Source organism: gamma proteobacterium symbiont of Scutellera amethystina, from assembly GCF_059730845.1.
The window spans coordinates 650,787-666,996 of record NZ_AP035935.1 but is presented as its reverse complement, the minus strand read 5'-3'; the positions used below and the strand labels follow the sequence as shown (position 1 = coordinate 666,996).

Genomic DNA, 16,210 nt, shown 5'->3' with positions numbered 1-16,210 from the left:
GCGCGGGCTGTCCCCCGCGCCCTCTTCTCTCGCCACGTAGCCGCTAAGCCCTCAACAACGTCAGCGTCGCATCCGCCACGCGCGCCAGCAGCGTCCTCGCCTGTTCAAACGACTGAATATTGGTGTAGCCAATCACCAGGCCATAGCGCTTTTGCGTCTGCGCGTACCAGCCCGACAGCGGCCGCACGTACAACGCCTGCTGCGCCCACAGCGTCGCCAGCGCCACGTCCTGCGTGCCGCGCCGCAGAAATGCCACGATGTGCATACCGCCGTCGGTCAGCTCAAAGGTAAACAGCCCCGGAAAGCTGGCTTCGATGGCCTCCAGCATCATGCGGCGGCGCTGCTGATACAGGATGCGCATCTTCTTGATGTGGCGATAAAAATGCCCTTCGCTGAGGAACTGCGCTAGGATTTTCTGCGGCAGCAGCGGCAGGCCGGTTTCCAGAATCTCGCCCAGCTCGCCGAACTGCGCCAGCGTGTGCTGCGGCATCACCAGATAGCCGATGCGCATCGCCGGCATCATGGTTTTACTGAAGGTGCCGGTGTAGATCACCCGGTCGTGCACATCCAGGCTTTTCAGCGCCGGAATCACCTTACGCGTGTAGTGAAATTCGCCGTCGTAATCATCCTCAATGATCCAGCTGTCATGCTGCTGCGCCCACGCCAGCAGCTGATGCTTGCGCGGCAGCGACAGGCTGACCGCCAGCGGGCTCTGGTGCGTTGGCGTCACCACCGCAAAGCGCGCGTCGGCGTGATAGCGCAGCAGATAATCCACGTCGACGCCCTGCCCATCCACCGGCACATAGTGCAGGTTGGGCGCGATGCGCTTCAGCAGCTGTTGGCCAAAGAAGTAGCCGGGATCTTCGAACAGCACTTTGTCGTCCGGCTGCGCCAGCACCGCCAGAATCAGCCGCAGGTTGGCGCGGTAGCCGCTGGTGATGAAGATCTGCTCCGGCTGGCAGTTGAGGCCGCGCGAAATGTTCAGGTAGCTGGCGATGGCCGCCCGCAGCGGCGCATACCCCATCACCGGCGGTATCATCATCTCGTTCGGCCGCAGGCTGCGCGCCGCTTTCGCCGACATCAGCCGCCACTTCTTGTGCGGAAACTCGTCCAGCGCCGGGATGCCGAGCCGCAGCTCGCCTTTGCCCTCGGTCACCGGCAGCAGCGCGGGCGTCGTCGCCGGTGCGCGCGGTGGCGTGGCTGCGCTCGCCAGCTTCAGCTGCGGATTAACGCGCGTGCCCTTCGCGCCCTGGCTGACAAAATAGCCTTCGCCGATGAGGATTTCATAGGCGGCCTCCACCGTTTTACGCGCCACCTGCAGCTCGCCCGCCAGCATGCGGATCGCCGGTACGCGGTCGCCCGGCCGGAGCTGTCCGGCAAGGATCTGCTGCCGGAAGCGCTGGTAAATCTCTTTGTAACCCACGCGTCACTCCTTTCTCAGCCACGGCGCTATGTCCTACCTGTTTTCACGCGTAATGGCCCTGTTCGCTCAGACATAGAAGTTTAAGATGCAGGCATTTCCCCCGCAATACGGATGACAGCCATGAAGATTGTGCATTACGCCACCGCAGAACAACTCGCGCGCTGCTACCCGCTGATGCGTGCGCTGCGCGGGCGGCTGGCGGATGAGGCGCAGTTTATCGCCCAGGCGCAGCGTCAGCAGGCGCAGGGTTATCGCCTCGCCGGTATCGAACATCAGGGACAGCCAGCGGTGCTGGCCGGTTATCGCCTGCTGGAGAATTTTATCCACGGCAGCTTCTGCTACGTCGATGACCTGGTGAGCGATCCCGCGCTGCGCGGTCAGGGCTTCGGCGCCGCGCTGCTCGACGGCTTAGCGGTGCTGGCGCGTGAGTACGGCTGCAGCCGCATGGTGCTGGATACCGCAATCAGTAACACCCGGGCGCAGGCGTTTTATCAGCGCTGCGGCTATCAGGCGCTCGGCCTGCATTTTTATCGCTCTATCGTATGAGGAACCACTGCATGAATGTGCTGCACATTAAAGTCAGCCCGGATCTGGCGGGATCGGCGTCGCGCATCGCCTCAGCGCGTCTGATCGAAAAGCTGCGCAGCCGCCATCACGATCTGCACGAGACGGTGCTGGATCTGGCGCAACAGCCGCTGCCGCATCTCGATGCTTTCACCATCAGGGCTTTTTTTACCCCACCGGAGGCGCGTGATGAAGCGCAGCGTAACGCCATTCGCACCTCGGAACGGCTGGTGGATCAGCTGTTTGCCTGCGACACCCTGGTTATCTCATCGCCGATGTGGAACCTCGGGCTGCCGTCGGTGCTGAAAGCCTGGTTCGATCATATTACCCGCGCCGGCCGCACCTTCGCCTTTACCCCCGAAGGCACCAAAGTCGGGCTGGTGAGCGGCAAAAAAGTTTACTGCGTGATGGCCAGCGGCAGCGTGTTTGCCCACGGGCCCTTTATGCAGGATGACCAGTTCACGCCGTACGTGCGCGCGGCGCTGGCGTACATCGGCATCAGCGATGTGCAGTTTATCCGCGTCGACGGCACGCACGACCCGCTCAGCCGTGCCCGCGCGTTACCCGAAGCACTCGAAACCATTGAACGTCTGTTCTGACGGAGGAAAATCATGACTCAACGCGTTAACCATTTCAAAACCACCCCGGCGCTGGCCAAAGCGATGTCGGATTTGTCGAATAGCGTCGCCAGCGCGTCGCTGGAGAAGTCGCTCAGGCATCTGGTGGATATCCGCGCCTCGCAGCTCAACCACTGCGCGTTCTGCCTTGACATGCACATCAAGCAGGCGGCGATTGACGGCGAGCATGAGCTGCGGCTGCACCATGTGGCGATCTGGCGCGAATCGCCGCTGTTCAGCGCGCGCGAGAAAACCGCCTTTGCCCTGACCGAAGCGCTGACGCGCATTGGCGAGCACGGCGTTGACGAGGCGCTGTACGGTGAGCTGCGCGCGCACTTCTCCGAGGTGGAGATCAGCGAGCTGACCTTTAAGATCGCGGTGATCAATACCTGGAACCGGCTGATGATCCTGTCGCAGATGGCACCCGGCGCGCTCGACAGCGCTTACGGGCTGGATCGTGCTGATTTGCGGTAATTTTTATCGCCAGTGGCTGCGGCTGCTGGCGATAGCATGTTTTTCTGCGCGCCCTGACGCTATAGTGAGGTTTTGCACCACACAGGACACCGCGCATGAAAGGCATCAACATTGCGATTTACTTCGATCCCGACCTGATTCGCATCTGCGTTCACCAGCCGGATGACAGCTACCTCAGCCAGACGTTTCATTACGCCGACAGCGTGATTGAGGAGATTTATCAGTGGCTGGAGCAGTTCACGCCGGGTCGCACCCACATTTGCCTGATTGAGCACGACACCGCCGATATCCTCGCCGATGAGCTGGTGGACAACGGTTATCACGTACATCAGGTGAGCCAGCATGCGCTGCTTAGCTGGTTCGCCAGTGAACCGCCCGCCACGCCGGACGGCTCGCCGGTGCGCGCGCTGCTGCGCTATCTGGAGAATGAGAAGCCGGCAGAGTATCAGTCACGCACGCCGCAGATTGAAGCGCTGATGGAGTTGCTGGATGAGCTGGACGATCTGGAAGGCGTAGAGAGCGAGGAAGATGAGGATAACCTGCCGGATGACGTGCTGCGCCTGATGAAGCAGAAGAAAATCAGCGCCAGCGACGCCGCCCAGCGCCTGTTGCCAGACGTGAATGAACGCATTCGCGAGCATTTGATTCATTACCCCGAGCTGATGACGCCGGATCTGCTGGAAGATTTTTTCCCCGAGCTGCTGGAAGCGATGGAAACGCCGAAGCATTGATGCTGTCCAGGTGCGCATAAATGCGCACCCTACGAAAAAAATCGGTGCACAGGATACTGTAGGGTCGCCATTCATGGCGACCGTTGTGCTGGCAGCTGCGCGCATAAATGCGCACCCTACGAAAAAATCGGTGCACAGGATACTGTAGGGTCGCCATTCATGGCGACCGTTGCGCTGGCAGCTGCGCGCATAAATGCGCACCCTACGAAAAAAACGGTGCACAGGATACTGTAGGGTCGCCATTCATGGCGACCGTTGCGCTGGCAGCTGCGCGCATAAATGCGCACCCTACGAAAAAATCGGTGCACAGGATACTGTAGGGTCGCCATTCATGGCGACCGTTGCGCTGGCAGCTGCGCGCCTGATATTAACCAGGGAATAAATCATGCTGGAACTGTTCAAAGCCATTGGGCTCGGCCTGGTGGTGATTTTGCCGCTTGCTAACCCGTTAACCACCGTGGCGCTGTTTCTCGGCCTCGCGGGTGACATGAACTTTCAGGAACGCAATCGCCAGGCGCTGCAGGCGTCGATCTACGTGTTCCTGATTATGATGGTCGCCTGGTACGCCGGTAACGCGGTGCTGCACACCTTTGGCATCTCGATTCCCGGCCTGCGCATGGCCGGCGGGCTGATTGTCGCCTTTATCGGCTTTCGCATGCTGTTTCCCGCCAAACCGGTCGGGCATTCGGTGGAGGCCAAACACAAGCTGGATGAACTCGACGCCAGCGACGATCCGCGCGAAACGGTGAATATCGCCTTTGTGCCGCTGGCAATGCCGAGCACCGCCGGACCGGGCACCATAGCGATGATCATCAGTTCAGCCTCGACGGTGAAAGCCGGCGTCGATTTCCCCGCGTGGGTGGTGGCCATCGCGCCGGTGCTGACGTTCCTGGCGGTGGCAGTGATTTTATGGATTTCGCTGCGCAGCTCCGGCGCCATCATGAAGCTGGTCGGCAAAGGCGGCATCGAAGCGATTTCGCGCCTGATGGGGTTTTTACTGGTGTGTATGGGCGTGCAGTTTGTCATCAACGGCGTGCTGGAAGTGGCGCACATCTTTCATTAAACAATAAAAAATCGCACCGTACGCTAGCGGTGCGATTCATCGCGCAATGCCCGCCATCTCGCGACGCCGGGCATTGCCATCAGGACAGCGCGCCAGTTCGCGCCGCTACGTTTTAGTGCAGCGTTTTCCGCACATCCGCCACCTGTTCTTTCGTCACTGCCGGCGCGTGGTTGCTCCAGCCCTGACGAATAAAGGTGGCCAGCTGCGCCACTTCATCATCGGTCAGACGATACGCAAACGGCGGCATCGCCAGCGTCGACGGTGCTTTCTCCGTTGAGGGCTGCTGCGCACCGGCCAGAATGGTGTGAATCAACCCGCTGGGGTCCTGCGCATTAACGATAGTGGCCTGATCCAGCTCCGGGAAGATCCCCGGCGCGCCTTTGCCGGTGACAAAGTGACAGGCACCGCAGTTGTCGAGATACAGACGCTCGCCTTCGGACAGATTCTTCGCCGCTGTCAGCTTCGCTTCGGTCTTCTGCTGCGCCTGCACGTCGTACGCCTGCAGCGGTGGATTGCCGCCGAGGAACTTGAGGTAAGCGGCAATCGCTTGCAGATCGGCATCCGTCATGTGCGAGCTGGAGTGCTCCACCACCGACGTCATCTCGCCGCCCACCGCGGCTTTATCGTTACGTCCGGTTTGCAGATAATCGACAATCTCCTGCTCGCTCCAGCGTGGCACACCGCGCAGCGACGGCACCTCCCAGTTATTCAGGCTGCCGCCGGCGAGGAAGCGATCGTCGCTGCTGTCCAGCGCCTTCTCGTTCATGCCGATGCCGCGCGGCGTGTGGCAGCTGCCGCAGTGGCCGAGGCTTTCCACGATGTAAGCACCGCGATTAACCTCCGCTGACGCGCCGCCAATCGGCTGGAACGGTTTGTCCGAAGTAAACGCCCAGTTCCAGAAACGCATGCCCCAGCGCTGGCTGAACGGGAAGCTCAGCTTTGTTTCCGGCGGCTGTTCGCTGTCCGGCTTCACGCCCTGCATGAAATAGACGTACAGCGCGTGCAGGTCTTCATCGCTGATTTTGGCGTAATCCGGGTACGGCATCGCCGGGTAGAGGCGCGATCCGTCCGGCAGCACGCCTTTGCGCACCGCATCCGAGAACTGCTGCTCGCTGTAGTTGCCGATGCCGTGCTGTTTATCCGGCGTGATGTTGGTGGAGTAAATGGTGCCGAGGTTCGACTCAATCGCCAGTCCGCCGGCGTAATCCGCTTTGCCCGCCACGGTATGGCACGCCATACAGTCGCCGAGGCGCGCCAGATACTCGCCCTTTTTAATCAGTGATGCGTCATCTGCTGCCTGCGCCTGCACCGCACAGCTGCCCAGCAGCACCGCGTGAGCGATTAACAATGATTTTAATTTCATGTGCTTATGCCTGTACCAGTGGGCCGGGATTCTGCAAATAGTGCTCTTTGATAGCCTGCGCCGCCATCAGGGTAATCGCGCCGATGGTGTCGGTCGGGTTCGCCTGGAAGTTCTGCGGGAAGGCGTTACCGCCCGGCACAAACACGTTGTGCACATCCCAGCTTTGCAGGTACTTGTTCAGCGCCGAGGTTTTCGGGTTGTCGCCCATCACCGCGCCGCCCACGTTGTGGGTAGAGACGTATTTGGTCAGGTCAAAGTCAGCGCCCATCGGCAGGAAACTCATGCTCATGCTGTCCGGATTCAGCTCTTTGGCGATGTCGCCAACGATGCCTTTCAGGTGCTGCTGCAGCTTGAGCTCGTTCTGTTTCCAGTTAAAGGTCATGCGCAGCAGCGGCTGACCGCGATGGTCGGTGTAGTGCGGATCCAGATCCAGATAGATATCGCGGTACGACTGGCAGGTGGTGGTAATACTGATCTTCATCGAATGGTTGTACCACTGCTCCAGCCCCTCTTTGTACCCCATGCCCCAGCTCGGTGTGCCTTTCGGCAGCGCAGTGCCAATCGGCGTACCGGTCGCCTGCGAACTGTGGATTTTGGCGCCGCCGAGGAAGCCGAGTCCCGGACCGTCGAAGTTGCCAGGCGAGATGTCGTTAAACATCTGACCGGTCGCGCCAGCGGTGGCGAAGGCGTTGAAGTTCTTGTCTTTGAAGAACAGCGTGGCGCCGCCGTTGGAGAGAAACGCATAGTTACGCCCGACGACACCCTCTTCGGTGATCGGGTTGTAGGGCTTACCGATGCCGGACAGCAGCATCAGGCGCACGTTGTACAGCTGGAAGCTGGAGAGCACCACAATCTTCGCCGGCTGGAACACTTCGTTGCCATCAGCGTCGAAATAGAGCACGCCTTTCGCGGTTTTGCCGTCGTCGTGCAGTACCACTTTGTACACTTCCGCATGCACTTCATAGGAGAAGTTCGGCATGCGCTTCAGCGCGTCCATCACCGCCGTCTGCGGCGAGGCTTTTGAGTAGTTCAGGCAAGGATATTTCGAGCAGTAGCCACAGTAGTTGCAGGGAGCGATTTGGTTGCCGTACGGGTTTTTCCACGCGCGCGAGACGCAGGCTGACGGGTTCGGGAACGGATGATAGCCCAGCTTCTTTGCTGCCTCTTTGAACATCACGTTATTCAGCGTATCGTCCAGCGCCGGTAGCGGATACGGCTCAGAACGCGGGCCTTCAAACGGATCGCCACCTTCCAGAATTTGCCCGCGCAGATTGCCAGTGGTGCCAGACTGGCCGCAAATCAGCTCAAATTTGTAGAAATACGGCTCGATCTCATCCCAGGTGAACGGGAAATCCATCACGCGCATGTCATCCTGCAGGATGCCGGGCTTATACGCCTGATCGACGTAGGTTTTCAGTTTGATATCGGTGGGCGTGGGGCGAATCAGTACCGCTGTCCAGTGCATGCCCGCGCCGCCGACGCCGGTACCTGGAGCAAACGCCCCCCATTTACGAGTCGGCAGCGCCGTCTGGTCCATGTTGTAACGCACGGTGACCGCCACTTCTTTTGGCGTGGCGAACACTTTGTTGCGCACGTTATAGGCGTACTCATCGGCCGGTTTCGGGTAAGCGAAATCCGGGTAGTCGCGCTCGCCACCGCGCTCAAGGGCGCGCACGTCCAGACCGGCCATTGCCAGCTCGATACTCATCAGCGAGCCGGCCCAGCCGAGGCCGCACACCACGACGTCGACTTCTTTCTTTGTAATCTGTGCCATGTTTTTCTGTCTCACATACCAAATACGGGGATTCAGGCGCGTTCGCCCATCAGGCTGACCGGTCCGAGCGGATACGGCACGTTATGCTGCTTCACCCACTCGGTGAAGCTGGCGCGTGCCCCCGGGAAGCCGATGGCGATCCAGGCTTTCATGCCTTTGTTGCCGCCGTACATCGGGTCAGCGAGGTAGCCGTGTTTGGTATCGGAAAGCAGCTGGCTGAAGAACTGCGAGGCTTTCAGGTTCGGTTCGCCCAGCGCGGCGAAGTCGATACCGTCGTTTTTATTCACTTTGGTCAGCACCGCGTCTTTCTCTGCCAGCGTCAGCTGCGAGAACGCTTTGTGGTAGGTGCTCTGCGTCCACTGCTCCACCAGTTTGATGCCGGTGCGATACATCTGCTGCGGCGTGAACGGGATCTGATAGCCCATGGTGGCGGGCGCGTGCACGTCAAACGGCCCCTGCAGGTAGATCTCTGCGCCGAACTCCGGGCTGTGCAGCTGCTGGTCAATGAAGATCGGCACATTGGTTTCCAGCGCACCCGGCGCTTTGCCGTTGCCACCGGCAGGGATCAGGCGATCGGTCGCGGCCAGAATAAATTGCCACTCCTCAGCGCTAAAAAAGATCGGTTTATAGTCGGCAAGGTCCGGTGCTGCCATTTCCGCAGCCTGGGCTGCAGTCAGTCCTTTTAAAACCAGGTCGCTTAATGGCAAAGCCAGCAACGACCCAAGTAAAAACTTACGTCTGGTGGTCGGTTTTTCTAAAAGCATGGCGCGACGACTCTCACTTGCTAAGAAAGGGAATTATTTTTGTTAATAGATTTATAAATCGGCAAACAAGCTGGCAATCTTATGGATACAGATATTTCAGGATGTAAGCATTAAATTAGAAATGTGTTTTGATGAGAAACCATCAACCTGACGAAAAGTCGCCAGGCGCTGTGGACGCGCTTTCGCAGCGGGAATTGCGCTTTTAACCGTACAAATGCCAGGAGATTAGCGCCAGAGACTGGGCAAATGACTGAAACAAATCGGCGTGAGAAATAGTCGCTCAGCTTAATTAATCAGAAAAAATCATACTTCCATACCAGAGCTTATTCTGATCAATAACCGCTTATTGGCTCAATGCGCAACGTCTGAGCGGTTTATTTCCTGAATATGGCAGCGCGCGCACAAAATAACCGATTAGTTAATTGCCGGTATTAATTGTTATTTCCGGCACAGCTCAGAACAAACCGGCATTTAGCCAGCAGCGCGACAGCGATAAAGTCGTCGCATCAATTACTCAGGATAATCATGATGCGAGCACTCTTATTGTTCTTCACCTTATTCAGCAGCGCCTTTGCCCTGCAGGCCGCCACGCCAAAAGACACGCTGGTGGTGGCCGTGCCGCTCGACGGCATTATCAGCTTCGACCCGGCAGAAAGTTTTGAGACCGTCAGTAACAGCGTGCAGCGCAACATTTATCAGACGCTGGTAGAGGCCGATCGCGATGCGCCACAAAAACTCGCGCCGCTGCTCGCCACCTCATGGCAGCCCGGCAGCACGCCGCACAGCCTGGTGTTCAATCTGAAACCGGATGCGCATTTCGTTAGCGGTAACCCGGTGACCGCGCAGGACGTGGTGTTTTCGCTGACGCGCGCGGTGCAGCTCAACAAAGCCCCGTCGTTTATTCTCGCTGAGTTTGGCTGGACGGCGGACAACATCGCCAGCCAGCTGCGGGTTGTGAACGATCATCAGCTGGAGATTCAGTGGCCAGCGCAGATTGGTCAGGATCTGGCGCTGCGCCTGCTGACCGCGCCGGTGGCCTCGGTGGTGGACAGCAAAACCGTGCAGCAGCACATCACCGCCAACGACAGCGGCAACGGCTGGCTGCACACTCACTCCGCGGGCAGCGGCGCATTCAGCATCCAGCAATATGTGCCGCAGCAGGCGCTGGTGCTGAGCGCAAATCCGCACGCCAGCCCGCAGCCGCAGCTGAAACGCATCCTGCTGAAAGGCGTCGCCGATGCCGGTGCACGCCGCCTGCTGATTCAGCAGGGCGATGTCGATGTGGCGTACCAGCTGGGCCCGGACCAGATCGATGCGCTGAAAAACGACAAGCAGTTGCGCATCGAGGCATTCCCGTCGAGCCTGGTCTATTACCTGGCGTTTAATACGCAAAACAAAGCGCAGCCGGCGCTGGGTAACCCGGCGCTGTGGCAGGCGGCGCGCTGGCTGGTGGATTACAACGCCATTTCACGCGATCTGCTGAAAGGCCAGTACCGTATTCACCAGAGCTTCCTGCCGCAAGGCTTTGATGGCGCGCTGGAGAATCAGCCGTTCCATTACGATGTAGCCAAAGCCAAAGCGATTCTGGCGCAGGGCGGTATCAGGCCCGGCAGCAAGTTCTCGCTGACGGTGATCAACCAGCCGCCGTACATCGACGTGGCGCAGGCGCTGCAGGCCAGCTTTGCCAAAGCCGACGTGCAGATTGAGCTGCAGCCGGTGGCGGAATCGGAACTGTGGGGCAAAATGCGCGGCCGTGATTTCCAGTCGATCTTTATTTACTGGGGTGCGGACTATGTGGATCCGAATACCAACGCCAGCGCCTTTGCCTATAACGTGCCGGGCGGTTCTAAAACGCTTGCATGGCGCGTCGGCTGGGAGATTCCCGAACTGAGCGCGCAGACGCGCACCGCAGCCGGTGAGAGCGACGCCAGCCAGCGCCGCGCGCTGTATACCGCACTGCAACAGCGCGTACAGCAGGATTCTCCATTCGTGGTGATGCTACAGGGCGCGCAGCAGGTGGCGGTGCGCAATAACGTCAGCCACGTGCAGCAGGGCATCGGCGTGAGCCTGCTGTTTTTCGATGCGGTAGAGAAGAGGTAGGTCGGTACGCGCTGCCCCTCATTCCAGCCTTCTCCCGCCCGCGGGAGAAGGGCCGATCGCGCGGGCAGCAACCGGAACTCCCCTTATTTTTCACCCAAATATCCCTCTCTCTCCCGCGCACCGCTTGCTATTCTTTGAGTCATTACGCAATGCCGGAGAGCGCAAACATCATGACTACCCCACTGCTGATCGCCCAGACGCCTGACCTTCAACTGCATCTGCTGCCCGCCATGGCTAACCGTCACGGACTGATAACCGGCGCGACCGGCACCGGTAAAACCGTGACGCTGCAAAAGCTGGCTGAATCCTTCTCCGCCATCGGCGTGCCGGTGTTTATGGCCGATGTCAAAGGCGATCTTTCCGGCATTGCGGCCGCGGGCGACGGCTCGGAAAAGCTGCTGGCGCGGCTGGCGAAGATTGGTGTCACAGACTGGCAGGCGCAGAAAAATCCGGTGATGCTGTGGGATATCTTCGGCCAGCAGGGCCATCCGGTGCGCGCAACGGTGTCCGATCTCGGCCCGCTGCTGCTGGCGCGACTGCTCAGCCTCAATGAGGTGCAGTCCGGCGTGCTGCAAATTATCTTCCGTATCGCCGACGATCAGGGCCTGCTGCTGCTGGATTTCAAAGATTTGCGCGCCATGACGCAATACATCGGTGATAACGCCAAAGCGTTTCAGACGCAGTACGGCAATATCAGCAGCGCCTCGGTGGGCGCCATTCAGCGCGGCCTGCTGGCGCTGGAGCAGCAAGGTGCCGAACACTTCTTTGGTGAACCGATGCTGGATATCCGTGACTGGATGCGCTGCGACGCTGACGGCAAAGGCTTCATCAATATCCTGGCAGCGGAAAAGCTTTATCAGCAGCCGAAACTCTACGCCACCAGCCTGCTGTGGCTGCTGGCGGAACTGTATGAACAGCTGCCGGAAGCCGGCGATCTGGACAAACCAAAGATGGTGTTCTTCTTTGACGAAGCACATCTGCTGTTTAACGACGCGCCGCCGGTGCTGCTGGAGAAAGTGGAACAGGTAATTCGCCTGATTCGCTCGAAAGGCGTTGGCGTGTACTTTGTCACGCAGAATCCGGCGGACATTCCGGATAATGTGCTCGGTCAGTTGGGTAACCGCGTGCAGCATGCGCTGCGTGCCTTCACGCCGAAAGACCAGAAAGCGGTGAAAAGCGCCGCCGAAACGATGCGCGCCAACCCGGCGTTTAATACTGTGGAGGCGATTCAGGCGCTGGGCACCGGCGAGGCGCTAATCTCCTTCCTCGATGAGAAAGGCAGTCCGTCGATGGTGCAGCGTGCCATGGTGATCGCGCCGGGCTCGCGCATGGGGCCGGCCACTCCTGATGAACGCAACAGCCTGATCAACCATTCGCCGCTGTACGGCAAATACGACAGTGCCGTCGATCGCGAATCGGCGTTCGAAATGTTGCAGCAGGGCGTACAGGCCGCGCCGCAGCAGGCCGATGCGCCGCCCAGCAAAGGCAATAGCGTGGCGGTGGATGACGGCATTCTGGGTGGACTGAAAGAGATTCTGTTCGGCAGCACCGGGCCGCGCGGCGGCAAGCGCGACGGCGTGGTACAGAGCGTGGCGAAAAGCGCGGCGCGCCAGGTGACCAATCAGATCATCCGCGGCGTGCTGGGCAGTCTGCTCGGTGGACGCCGCCGTTAATCGCCCTCTGCTATGATCGTGGTATGGATAAATATCAACAATTAAAACGGAGCAAGCGTCTGGCCCTGTCGCTGCTGCTGATTGCCGCCGCGACCTTTGTCGTGACGCTGTTTCTGCCGCCCACGTTCTGGGTGCTGGGGCTGAAGGCGATTGCCGAAGCGGCGATGGTCGGCGCGCTGGCCGACTGGTTTGCGGTGGTGGCGCTGTTTCGTCGCGTGCCGGTGCCGTTCATCTCGCGCCATACGGCAATCATTCCACGCAATAAAGATCGCATCGGCGAGAATCTTGGCCGCTTCGTGCAGGAGAAGTTTCTCGATACCGATTCGCTGCTGGCACTGATTCGCCGCCACGATCCGTCACAGCTGCTGGCGCAGTGGCTCAATACGCCGGGCAACGCCGATCGCATTGGTCGCCACCTGCTGCAGGTGATGCGCGGTTTCCTCGATCTCACCGACGATCAGCGTATTCAGCGCTTTTTGCGCCGCGCGGTGCATCGCGCACTGGATAAGGTCGATCTGACCCAGTCCAGCACGCTGCTGCTGGACAGCCTGACCAAAAACAATCGTCATCAGGAACTGCTGGACGCTGCGGTGCAACAGCTGCTGCGTCTGCTGCACAAACCCGGCACGCGCGAATTTATCGCGCTGCAGATTGTGCGCTGGCTGAAACGCGAACATCCGATCAAAGCCAAAGTGCTGCCGACCGAATGGCTGGGCGAACACAGCGCCGAGCTGGTCGCCAACGCGGTGGATTCGATTCTCGATGAAGTGGCGCGCGACCAGGGCCACGAATTTCGCCTCGGTTTTAACCGTGCGGTACAGCGCCTGATAGAGCGACTGAAAAGCGATCCGGAGATGGCCGAACGGGCTGAGAGCATCAAACACTGGCTGAAAGAGGATGAGTCGTTTAACCGTTACATTGGCGAGCTGTGGCAGGACCTGCGCCGCTGGCTGAAGAGCGACCTCAACAGTGATGATTCGCGCGTGCAGGAGCGGGTGCGGCTGGCGGCGCTGTGGCTGGGCGAAACGCTCGCCGCCGATGAAGCACTGCGTACTTCAATGAATCAGCATCTGGAAGACGCTGCGCGCAGTGTCGCGCCGGAGTTTGCGGCGTTTCTCACCCGTCACATCAGCGATACGGTGAAGAGCTGGGATGCGCGCGAGATGTCGCAACAGATTGAGCTGAACATTGGCCGTGATTTGCAGTTTATCCGCATCAACGGCACGCTGGTGGGCGGTACCATTGGCCTGGTGCTGTTTTTGCTGTCGCAGCTGCCGGGTTGGCTGCAGACGTTGCGCTAACGGTGCGGGCATCGACCTGGCTGGCATGAATAAAAAAGGTCGCCATGAAGGGCGACCCTACGGTAACGGTGCGGGAATGACAGGGGCGTCCTGAATCGCGCCCCTGCAACCATCACTACCGCCGTTTCAGCAACAGGTACAAACTGATAGCGAAGAACGCGCCGCTTGGCAGAATCGCGCCCAGCACCGGCGGTAAACCGTACACCAGACTCAGCGGCCCAAAGATCTGATCCAGCACGTAGAACAGGAAGCCAAAGCTGATGCCGGTGACCACGCGCACGCCCATCGATACGCTTCTCAGCGGACCAAAGATAAACGACAGCGCCATCAGCATCATCACCGCCACCGACAGCGGCTGGAAGATTTTGCCCCACATATTCAGCAGGTAGCGCCCGGATTCCTGGCCGCTCTGTTTGAGATATTTACTGTAGTTATACAGACCGCTGATCGACAGCGCGTCCGGGTCCAGCGCCACCACGCCCAGCTTGTCTGGCGTCAGATTGGTTTTCCATTCGCCGCTCAGGCTCTGTGAACCGGTAATCTGCTTCGGATCTTTCAGGTCCGACTCATCCACCTGCGACAGCTCCCACAGTTTGCGATCTTTATTCCAGACCGCGGTGGCGGCATAGCGCACGCTCAGCAGACGCCGCTGGTCGGTAAAGCGATAGATACTGACGCCGTCGATCTCGTTGTCGCCTTTAATGCGCTCAATGTAGATAAAGTCGTTGCCGTCTTTCGCCCACAGGCCGTTTTGCGTCGAAACCAGCGAGCCGCCGTACAGCTGCTGCGCCCGGTAGTTACGCGCCATCTGCTCGCCCTGCGGGGCGACAAATTCGCCCACCGCCATGGTCAGCAGCACCAGCGGAATCGCAGTTTTCATTACCGCCAGCGCCACCTGCAGACGGGTAAAGCCGGAGGCCTGCATCACCACCAGTTCGCTGCGCTGCGCCAGCGTGCCCAGCCCCAGCAGCGCGCCCAGCAGCGCCGCCATCGGGAAGAAGATCTCGATATCTTTCGGCACGCTGAGCAGCGTGTAGTAACCGGCATCCAGCGCGGTATACGCGCCCTGCCCGGTTTTACGCAGCTGATCAACGAACTTAATGATGCCCGACAGCGACACCAGCATGAACAGCGTCATCATGATGGTGTTGAAGATGGTTTTGCCGATATAGCGGTCAAGGACCTTAAACATCACACGGATCCTCCACGGCTAAAGCGCGCGCGGAAACGGCGCATCGGTACGGTATCCCATACGTTGAGCGCCACCGCCAGCGCCAGATACGCCAGGTTGACCACCCACATCCAGATCGCCGGATCAAACCGGCCTTTCGCCGCGTTGGAGCGCAGCGAGCTCTGCAGCAGGAAGAAGATCAGGTAGAGCAGCATTGCCGGCAGCATCGACAGCACGCGGCCCTGGCGCGGGTTAACCACGCTGAGCGGCACCACCATCAGCGCCATCACCAGCACAGCGAACACCAGCGTCAGACGCCAGTGCAGCTCCGCCTGGAACTGCGGCGTTTTGGTTTTTATCAGCGTGCTGATATCGGCCTGATCGGCATCGTTAGGATCGAGCACCGCCTCTTTGTACCCCACCAGCGCCTGATAATTGACGAAGTCGGTTATGCGGAAGTCACGCAGCAGCGCCGTGCCTTCAAAGCGCGTGCCTTTGTCCAGCGTCACGGTCTGCGAGCCATCTTTGTGCTGCTCCATGTGGCCGCTGTCGGCCAGCACCACCGAAGGCCGTGCATTGCCCTTCGGCCGCAGCTGCGCCAGGAACACACTGCCGAACTTGTTGCCTTTCACGTCTTCGACGAACAGCACGGTATTGCCGTCGCTGGAGGTCTGGAACTGCCCCGCCGCCAGCGCCGCCGCTCCCGGGTTGGCTTTGGCATTTTGTGTCACTTCATCCTGATAACGCGAGGACCACGGGCCAAGCCAGATCACGTTGACCGCCGCCACCAGCGAGGTGAACAGCATCAGGATCATCGCCGCTTTAATCAGGACGCCTTTACCCAGCCCGCAGGCGTGCATCACCGTAATTTCACTTTCGGTGTAAAGCCGCCCAAGGGTCATTAAAATCGCCAGAAACAAGCTTAGGGGCAGGATAAGTTGTGCCATTTCAGGCACGCCAAGTCCTAACAATGTCAGAACCAGATTTGTTGGGATTTCGCCATCCACCGCCGCACCCAAAATCCTGACTAACTTCTGGCAAAAGAAGATAAGTAGCAGGATGAACAGGATAGCCAGCTGGCTTTTGAGCGTTTCCCGAACCAGATATCTAATGATGATCACGCTTAGTACGCCTGTGAAAACTTGTCTTTTTGCAGGAAAATCGCTAGTTTCAACGCTTATCAGCCATTTTT

At 59.3% G+C, this 16,210-nt stretch carries 14 protein-coding genes; 8 read left to right on the top strand and 6 right to left on the bottom strand.

Going from position 1 to position 16,210, the window contains the following annotated elements:
* Nucleotides 1-43: 43 nt before the first annotated feature.
* The gene (pdxR, locus tag AC6I79_RS03105) at nt 44-1,423 is read right to left on the bottom strand and encodes a MocR-like pyridoxine biosynthesis transcription factor PdxR (RefSeq protein WP_498027553.1); all 1,380 of its coding nucleotides are present in this window, start codon (nt 1,421-1,423) and stop codon (nt 44-46) included.
* 120 nt (nt 1,424-1,543) lie between these two features.
* On the opposite strand from pdxR, the gene AC6I79_RS03100 reads away from it, so the two are divergent.
* From AC6I79_RS03100 to AC6I79_RS03080, 5 genes are all read left to right on the top strand, one after another.
* A complete protein-coding gene (locus AC6I79_RS03100) occupies nt 1,544-1,969 on the top strand; it encodes a GNAT family N-acetyltransferase (RefSeq protein ID WP_021314487.1) in 426 nt (141 codons plus the stop codon).
* A gap of 11 nt (nt 1,970-1,980) precedes the next feature.
* Entirely contained in the window at nt 1,981-2,586 is a 606-nt protein-coding gene (locus tag AC6I79_RS03095; RefSeq protein WP_241798640.1) for an FMN-dependent NADH-azoreductase, read from the top strand.
* 12 nt (nt 2,587-2,598) lie between these two features.
* Entirely contained in the window at nt 2,599-3,078 is a 480-nt protein-coding gene (locus AC6I79_RS03090) for a carboxymuconolactone decarboxylase family protein (protein ID WP_021506730.1), read from the top strand.
* A 95-nt stretch (nt 3,079-3,173) separates the two neighbouring features.
* Nucleotides 3,174-3,809, top strand: coding sequence for a hypothetical protein (locus AC6I79_RS03085; protein WP_498027552.1), 636 nt, complete (start codon nt 3,174-3,176; stop codon nt 3,807-3,809).
* A gap of 385 nt (nt 3,810-4,194) precedes the next feature.
* Entirely contained in the window at nt 4,195-4,872 is a 678-nt protein-coding gene (locus tag AC6I79_RS03080; RefSeq protein ID WP_498027551.1) for a MarC family NAAT transporter, read from the top strand.
* A 112-nt stretch (nt 4,873-4,984) separates the two neighbouring features.
* Here the strand turns inward: AC6I79_RS03080 and AC6I79_RS03075 are convergent, their stop codons facing one another.
* Genes AC6I79_RS03075 through AC6I79_RS03065 form a run of 3 tightly spaced genes read right to left on the bottom strand, consistent with a single transcriptional unit; the run spans nt 4,985 to nt 8,773 of the window.
* The gene (locus tag AC6I79_RS03075; RefSeq protein WP_021506727.1) at nt 4,985-6,235 is read right to left on the bottom strand and encodes a c-type cytochrome; all 1,251 of its coding nucleotides are present in this window, start codon (nt 6,233-6,235) and stop codon (nt 4,985-4,987) included.
* A 4-nt stretch (nt 6,236-6,239) separates the two neighbouring features.
* A complete protein-coding gene (locus AC6I79_RS03070) occupies nt 6,240-8,009 on the bottom strand; it encodes a GMC family oxidoreductase (protein WP_021506726.1) in 1,770 nt (589 codons plus the stop codon).
* Between the two features lie 32 nt (nt 8,010-8,041).
* Nucleotides 8,042-8,773, bottom strand: coding sequence for a gluconate 2-dehydrogenase subunit 3 family protein (locus AC6I79_RS03065; RefSeq protein WP_031279537.1), 732 nt, complete (start codon nt 8,771-8,773; stop codon nt 8,042-8,044).
* 525 nt (nt 8,774-9,298) lie between these two features.
* Here AC6I79_RS03065 and AC6I79_RS03060 point away from each other — a divergent pair.
* The 3 genes from AC6I79_RS03060 (at nt 9,299) to AC6I79_RS03050 (ending at nt 13,847) form a co-directional block, all read left to right on the top strand.
* Nucleotides 9,299-10,873 (top strand): ABC transporter substrate-binding protein, encoded by a 1,575-nt coding sequence (locus tag AC6I79_RS03060; RefSeq protein ID WP_375140417.1) that lies wholly within the window; start codon nt 9,299-9,301, stop codon nt 10,871-10,873.
* 170 nt (nt 10,874-11,043) lie between these two features.
* A complete protein-coding gene (locus AC6I79_RS03055; RefSeq protein ID WP_058776585.1) occupies nt 11,044-12,546 on the top strand; it encodes a helicase HerA-like C-terminal domain-containing protein in 1,503 nt (500 codons plus the stop codon).
* Between the two features lie 23 nt (nt 12,547-12,569).
* Complete coding sequence (locus AC6I79_RS03050) at nt 12,570-13,847, top strand: DUF445 domain-containing protein (RefSeq protein WP_238561494.1); 1,278 nt, start codon at nt 12,570-12,572, stop codon at nt 13,845-13,847.
* Nucleotides 13,848-13,962: 115 nt separating this feature from the next.
* On the opposite strand, the gene lptG is transcribed toward AC6I79_RS03050, so the two are convergent.
* Both lptG and lptF read right to left on the bottom strand, forming a co-directional pair.
* Nucleotides 13,963-15,039 carry an LPS export ABC transporter permease LptG gene (gene lptG / locus AC6I79_RS03045; protein ID WP_021506721.1) on the bottom strand — a complete coding sequence of 359 codons (1,077 nt, stop codon included), beginning with the start codon at nt 15,037-15,039 and terminating at the stop codon, nt 13,963-13,965.
* Nucleotides 15,039-16,139: an LPS export ABC transporter permease LptF gene (lptF, locus tag AC6I79_RS03040; RefSeq protein ID WP_031279533.1), complete on the bottom strand. Its 1,101-nt coding sequence runs from the start codon at nt 16,137-16,139 to the stop codon at nt 15,039-15,041. The genes lptG and lptF overlap by 1 nt, the downstream gene beginning before the upstream one ends.
* Nucleotides 16,140-16,210 lie beyond the last annotated feature (71 nt).

What these genes read in the sequence shown, in the direction of transcription:
- AC6I79_RS03075 (WP_021506727.1), bottom strand. Translation starts at nt 6,235, where the DNA reads ATGAAATTAAAATCATTGTTAATCGCTCACGCGGTGCTGCTGGGCAGC.
- AC6I79_RS03080 (WP_498027551.1), top strand. Translation starts at nt 4,195, where the DNA reads ATGCTGGAACTGTTCAAAGCCATTGGGCTCGGCCTGGTGGTGATTTTG.
- AC6I79_RS03100 (WP_021314487.1), top strand. Translation starts at nt 1,544, where the DNA reads ATGAAGATTGTGCATTACGCCACCGCAGAACAACTCGCGCGCTGCTAC.
- AC6I79_RS03070 (WP_021506726.1), bottom strand. Translation starts at nt 8,009, where the DNA reads ATGGCACAGATTACAAAGAAAGAAGTCGACGTCGTGGTGTGCGGCCTC.
- AC6I79_RS03060 (WP_375140417.1), top strand. Translation starts at nt 9,299, where the DNA reads ATGATGCGAGCACTCTTATTGTTCTTCACCTTATTCAGCAGCGCCTTT.
- AC6I79_RS03085 (WP_498027552.1), top strand. Translation starts at nt 3,174, where the DNA reads ATGAAAGGCATCAACATTGCGATTTACTTCGATCCCGACCTGATTCGC.
- lptG (WP_021506721.1), bottom strand. Translation starts at nt 15,039, where the DNA reads ATGTTTAAGGTCCTTGACCGCTATATCGGCAAAACCATCTTCAACACC.
- AC6I79_RS03065 (WP_031279537.1), bottom strand. Translation starts at nt 8,773, where the DNA reads ATGCTTTTAGAAAAACCGACCACCAGACGTAAGTTTTTACTTGGGTCG.
- AC6I79_RS03050 (WP_238561494.1), top strand. Translation starts at nt 12,570, where the DNA reads ATGGATAAATATCAACAATTAAAACGGAGCAAGCGTCTGGCCCTGTCG.
- AC6I79_RS03055 (WP_058776585.1), top strand. Translation starts at nt 11,044, where the DNA reads ATGACTACCCCACTGCTGATCGCCCAGACGCCTGACCTTCAACTGCAT.
- AC6I79_RS03090 (WP_021506730.1), top strand. Translation starts at nt 2,599, where the DNA reads ATGACTCAACGCGTTAACCATTTCAAAACCACCCCGGCGCTGGCCAAA.
- AC6I79_RS03095 (WP_241798640.1), top strand. Translation starts at nt 1,981, where the DNA reads ATGAATGTGCTGCACATTAAAGTCAGCCCGGATCTGGCGGGATCGGCG.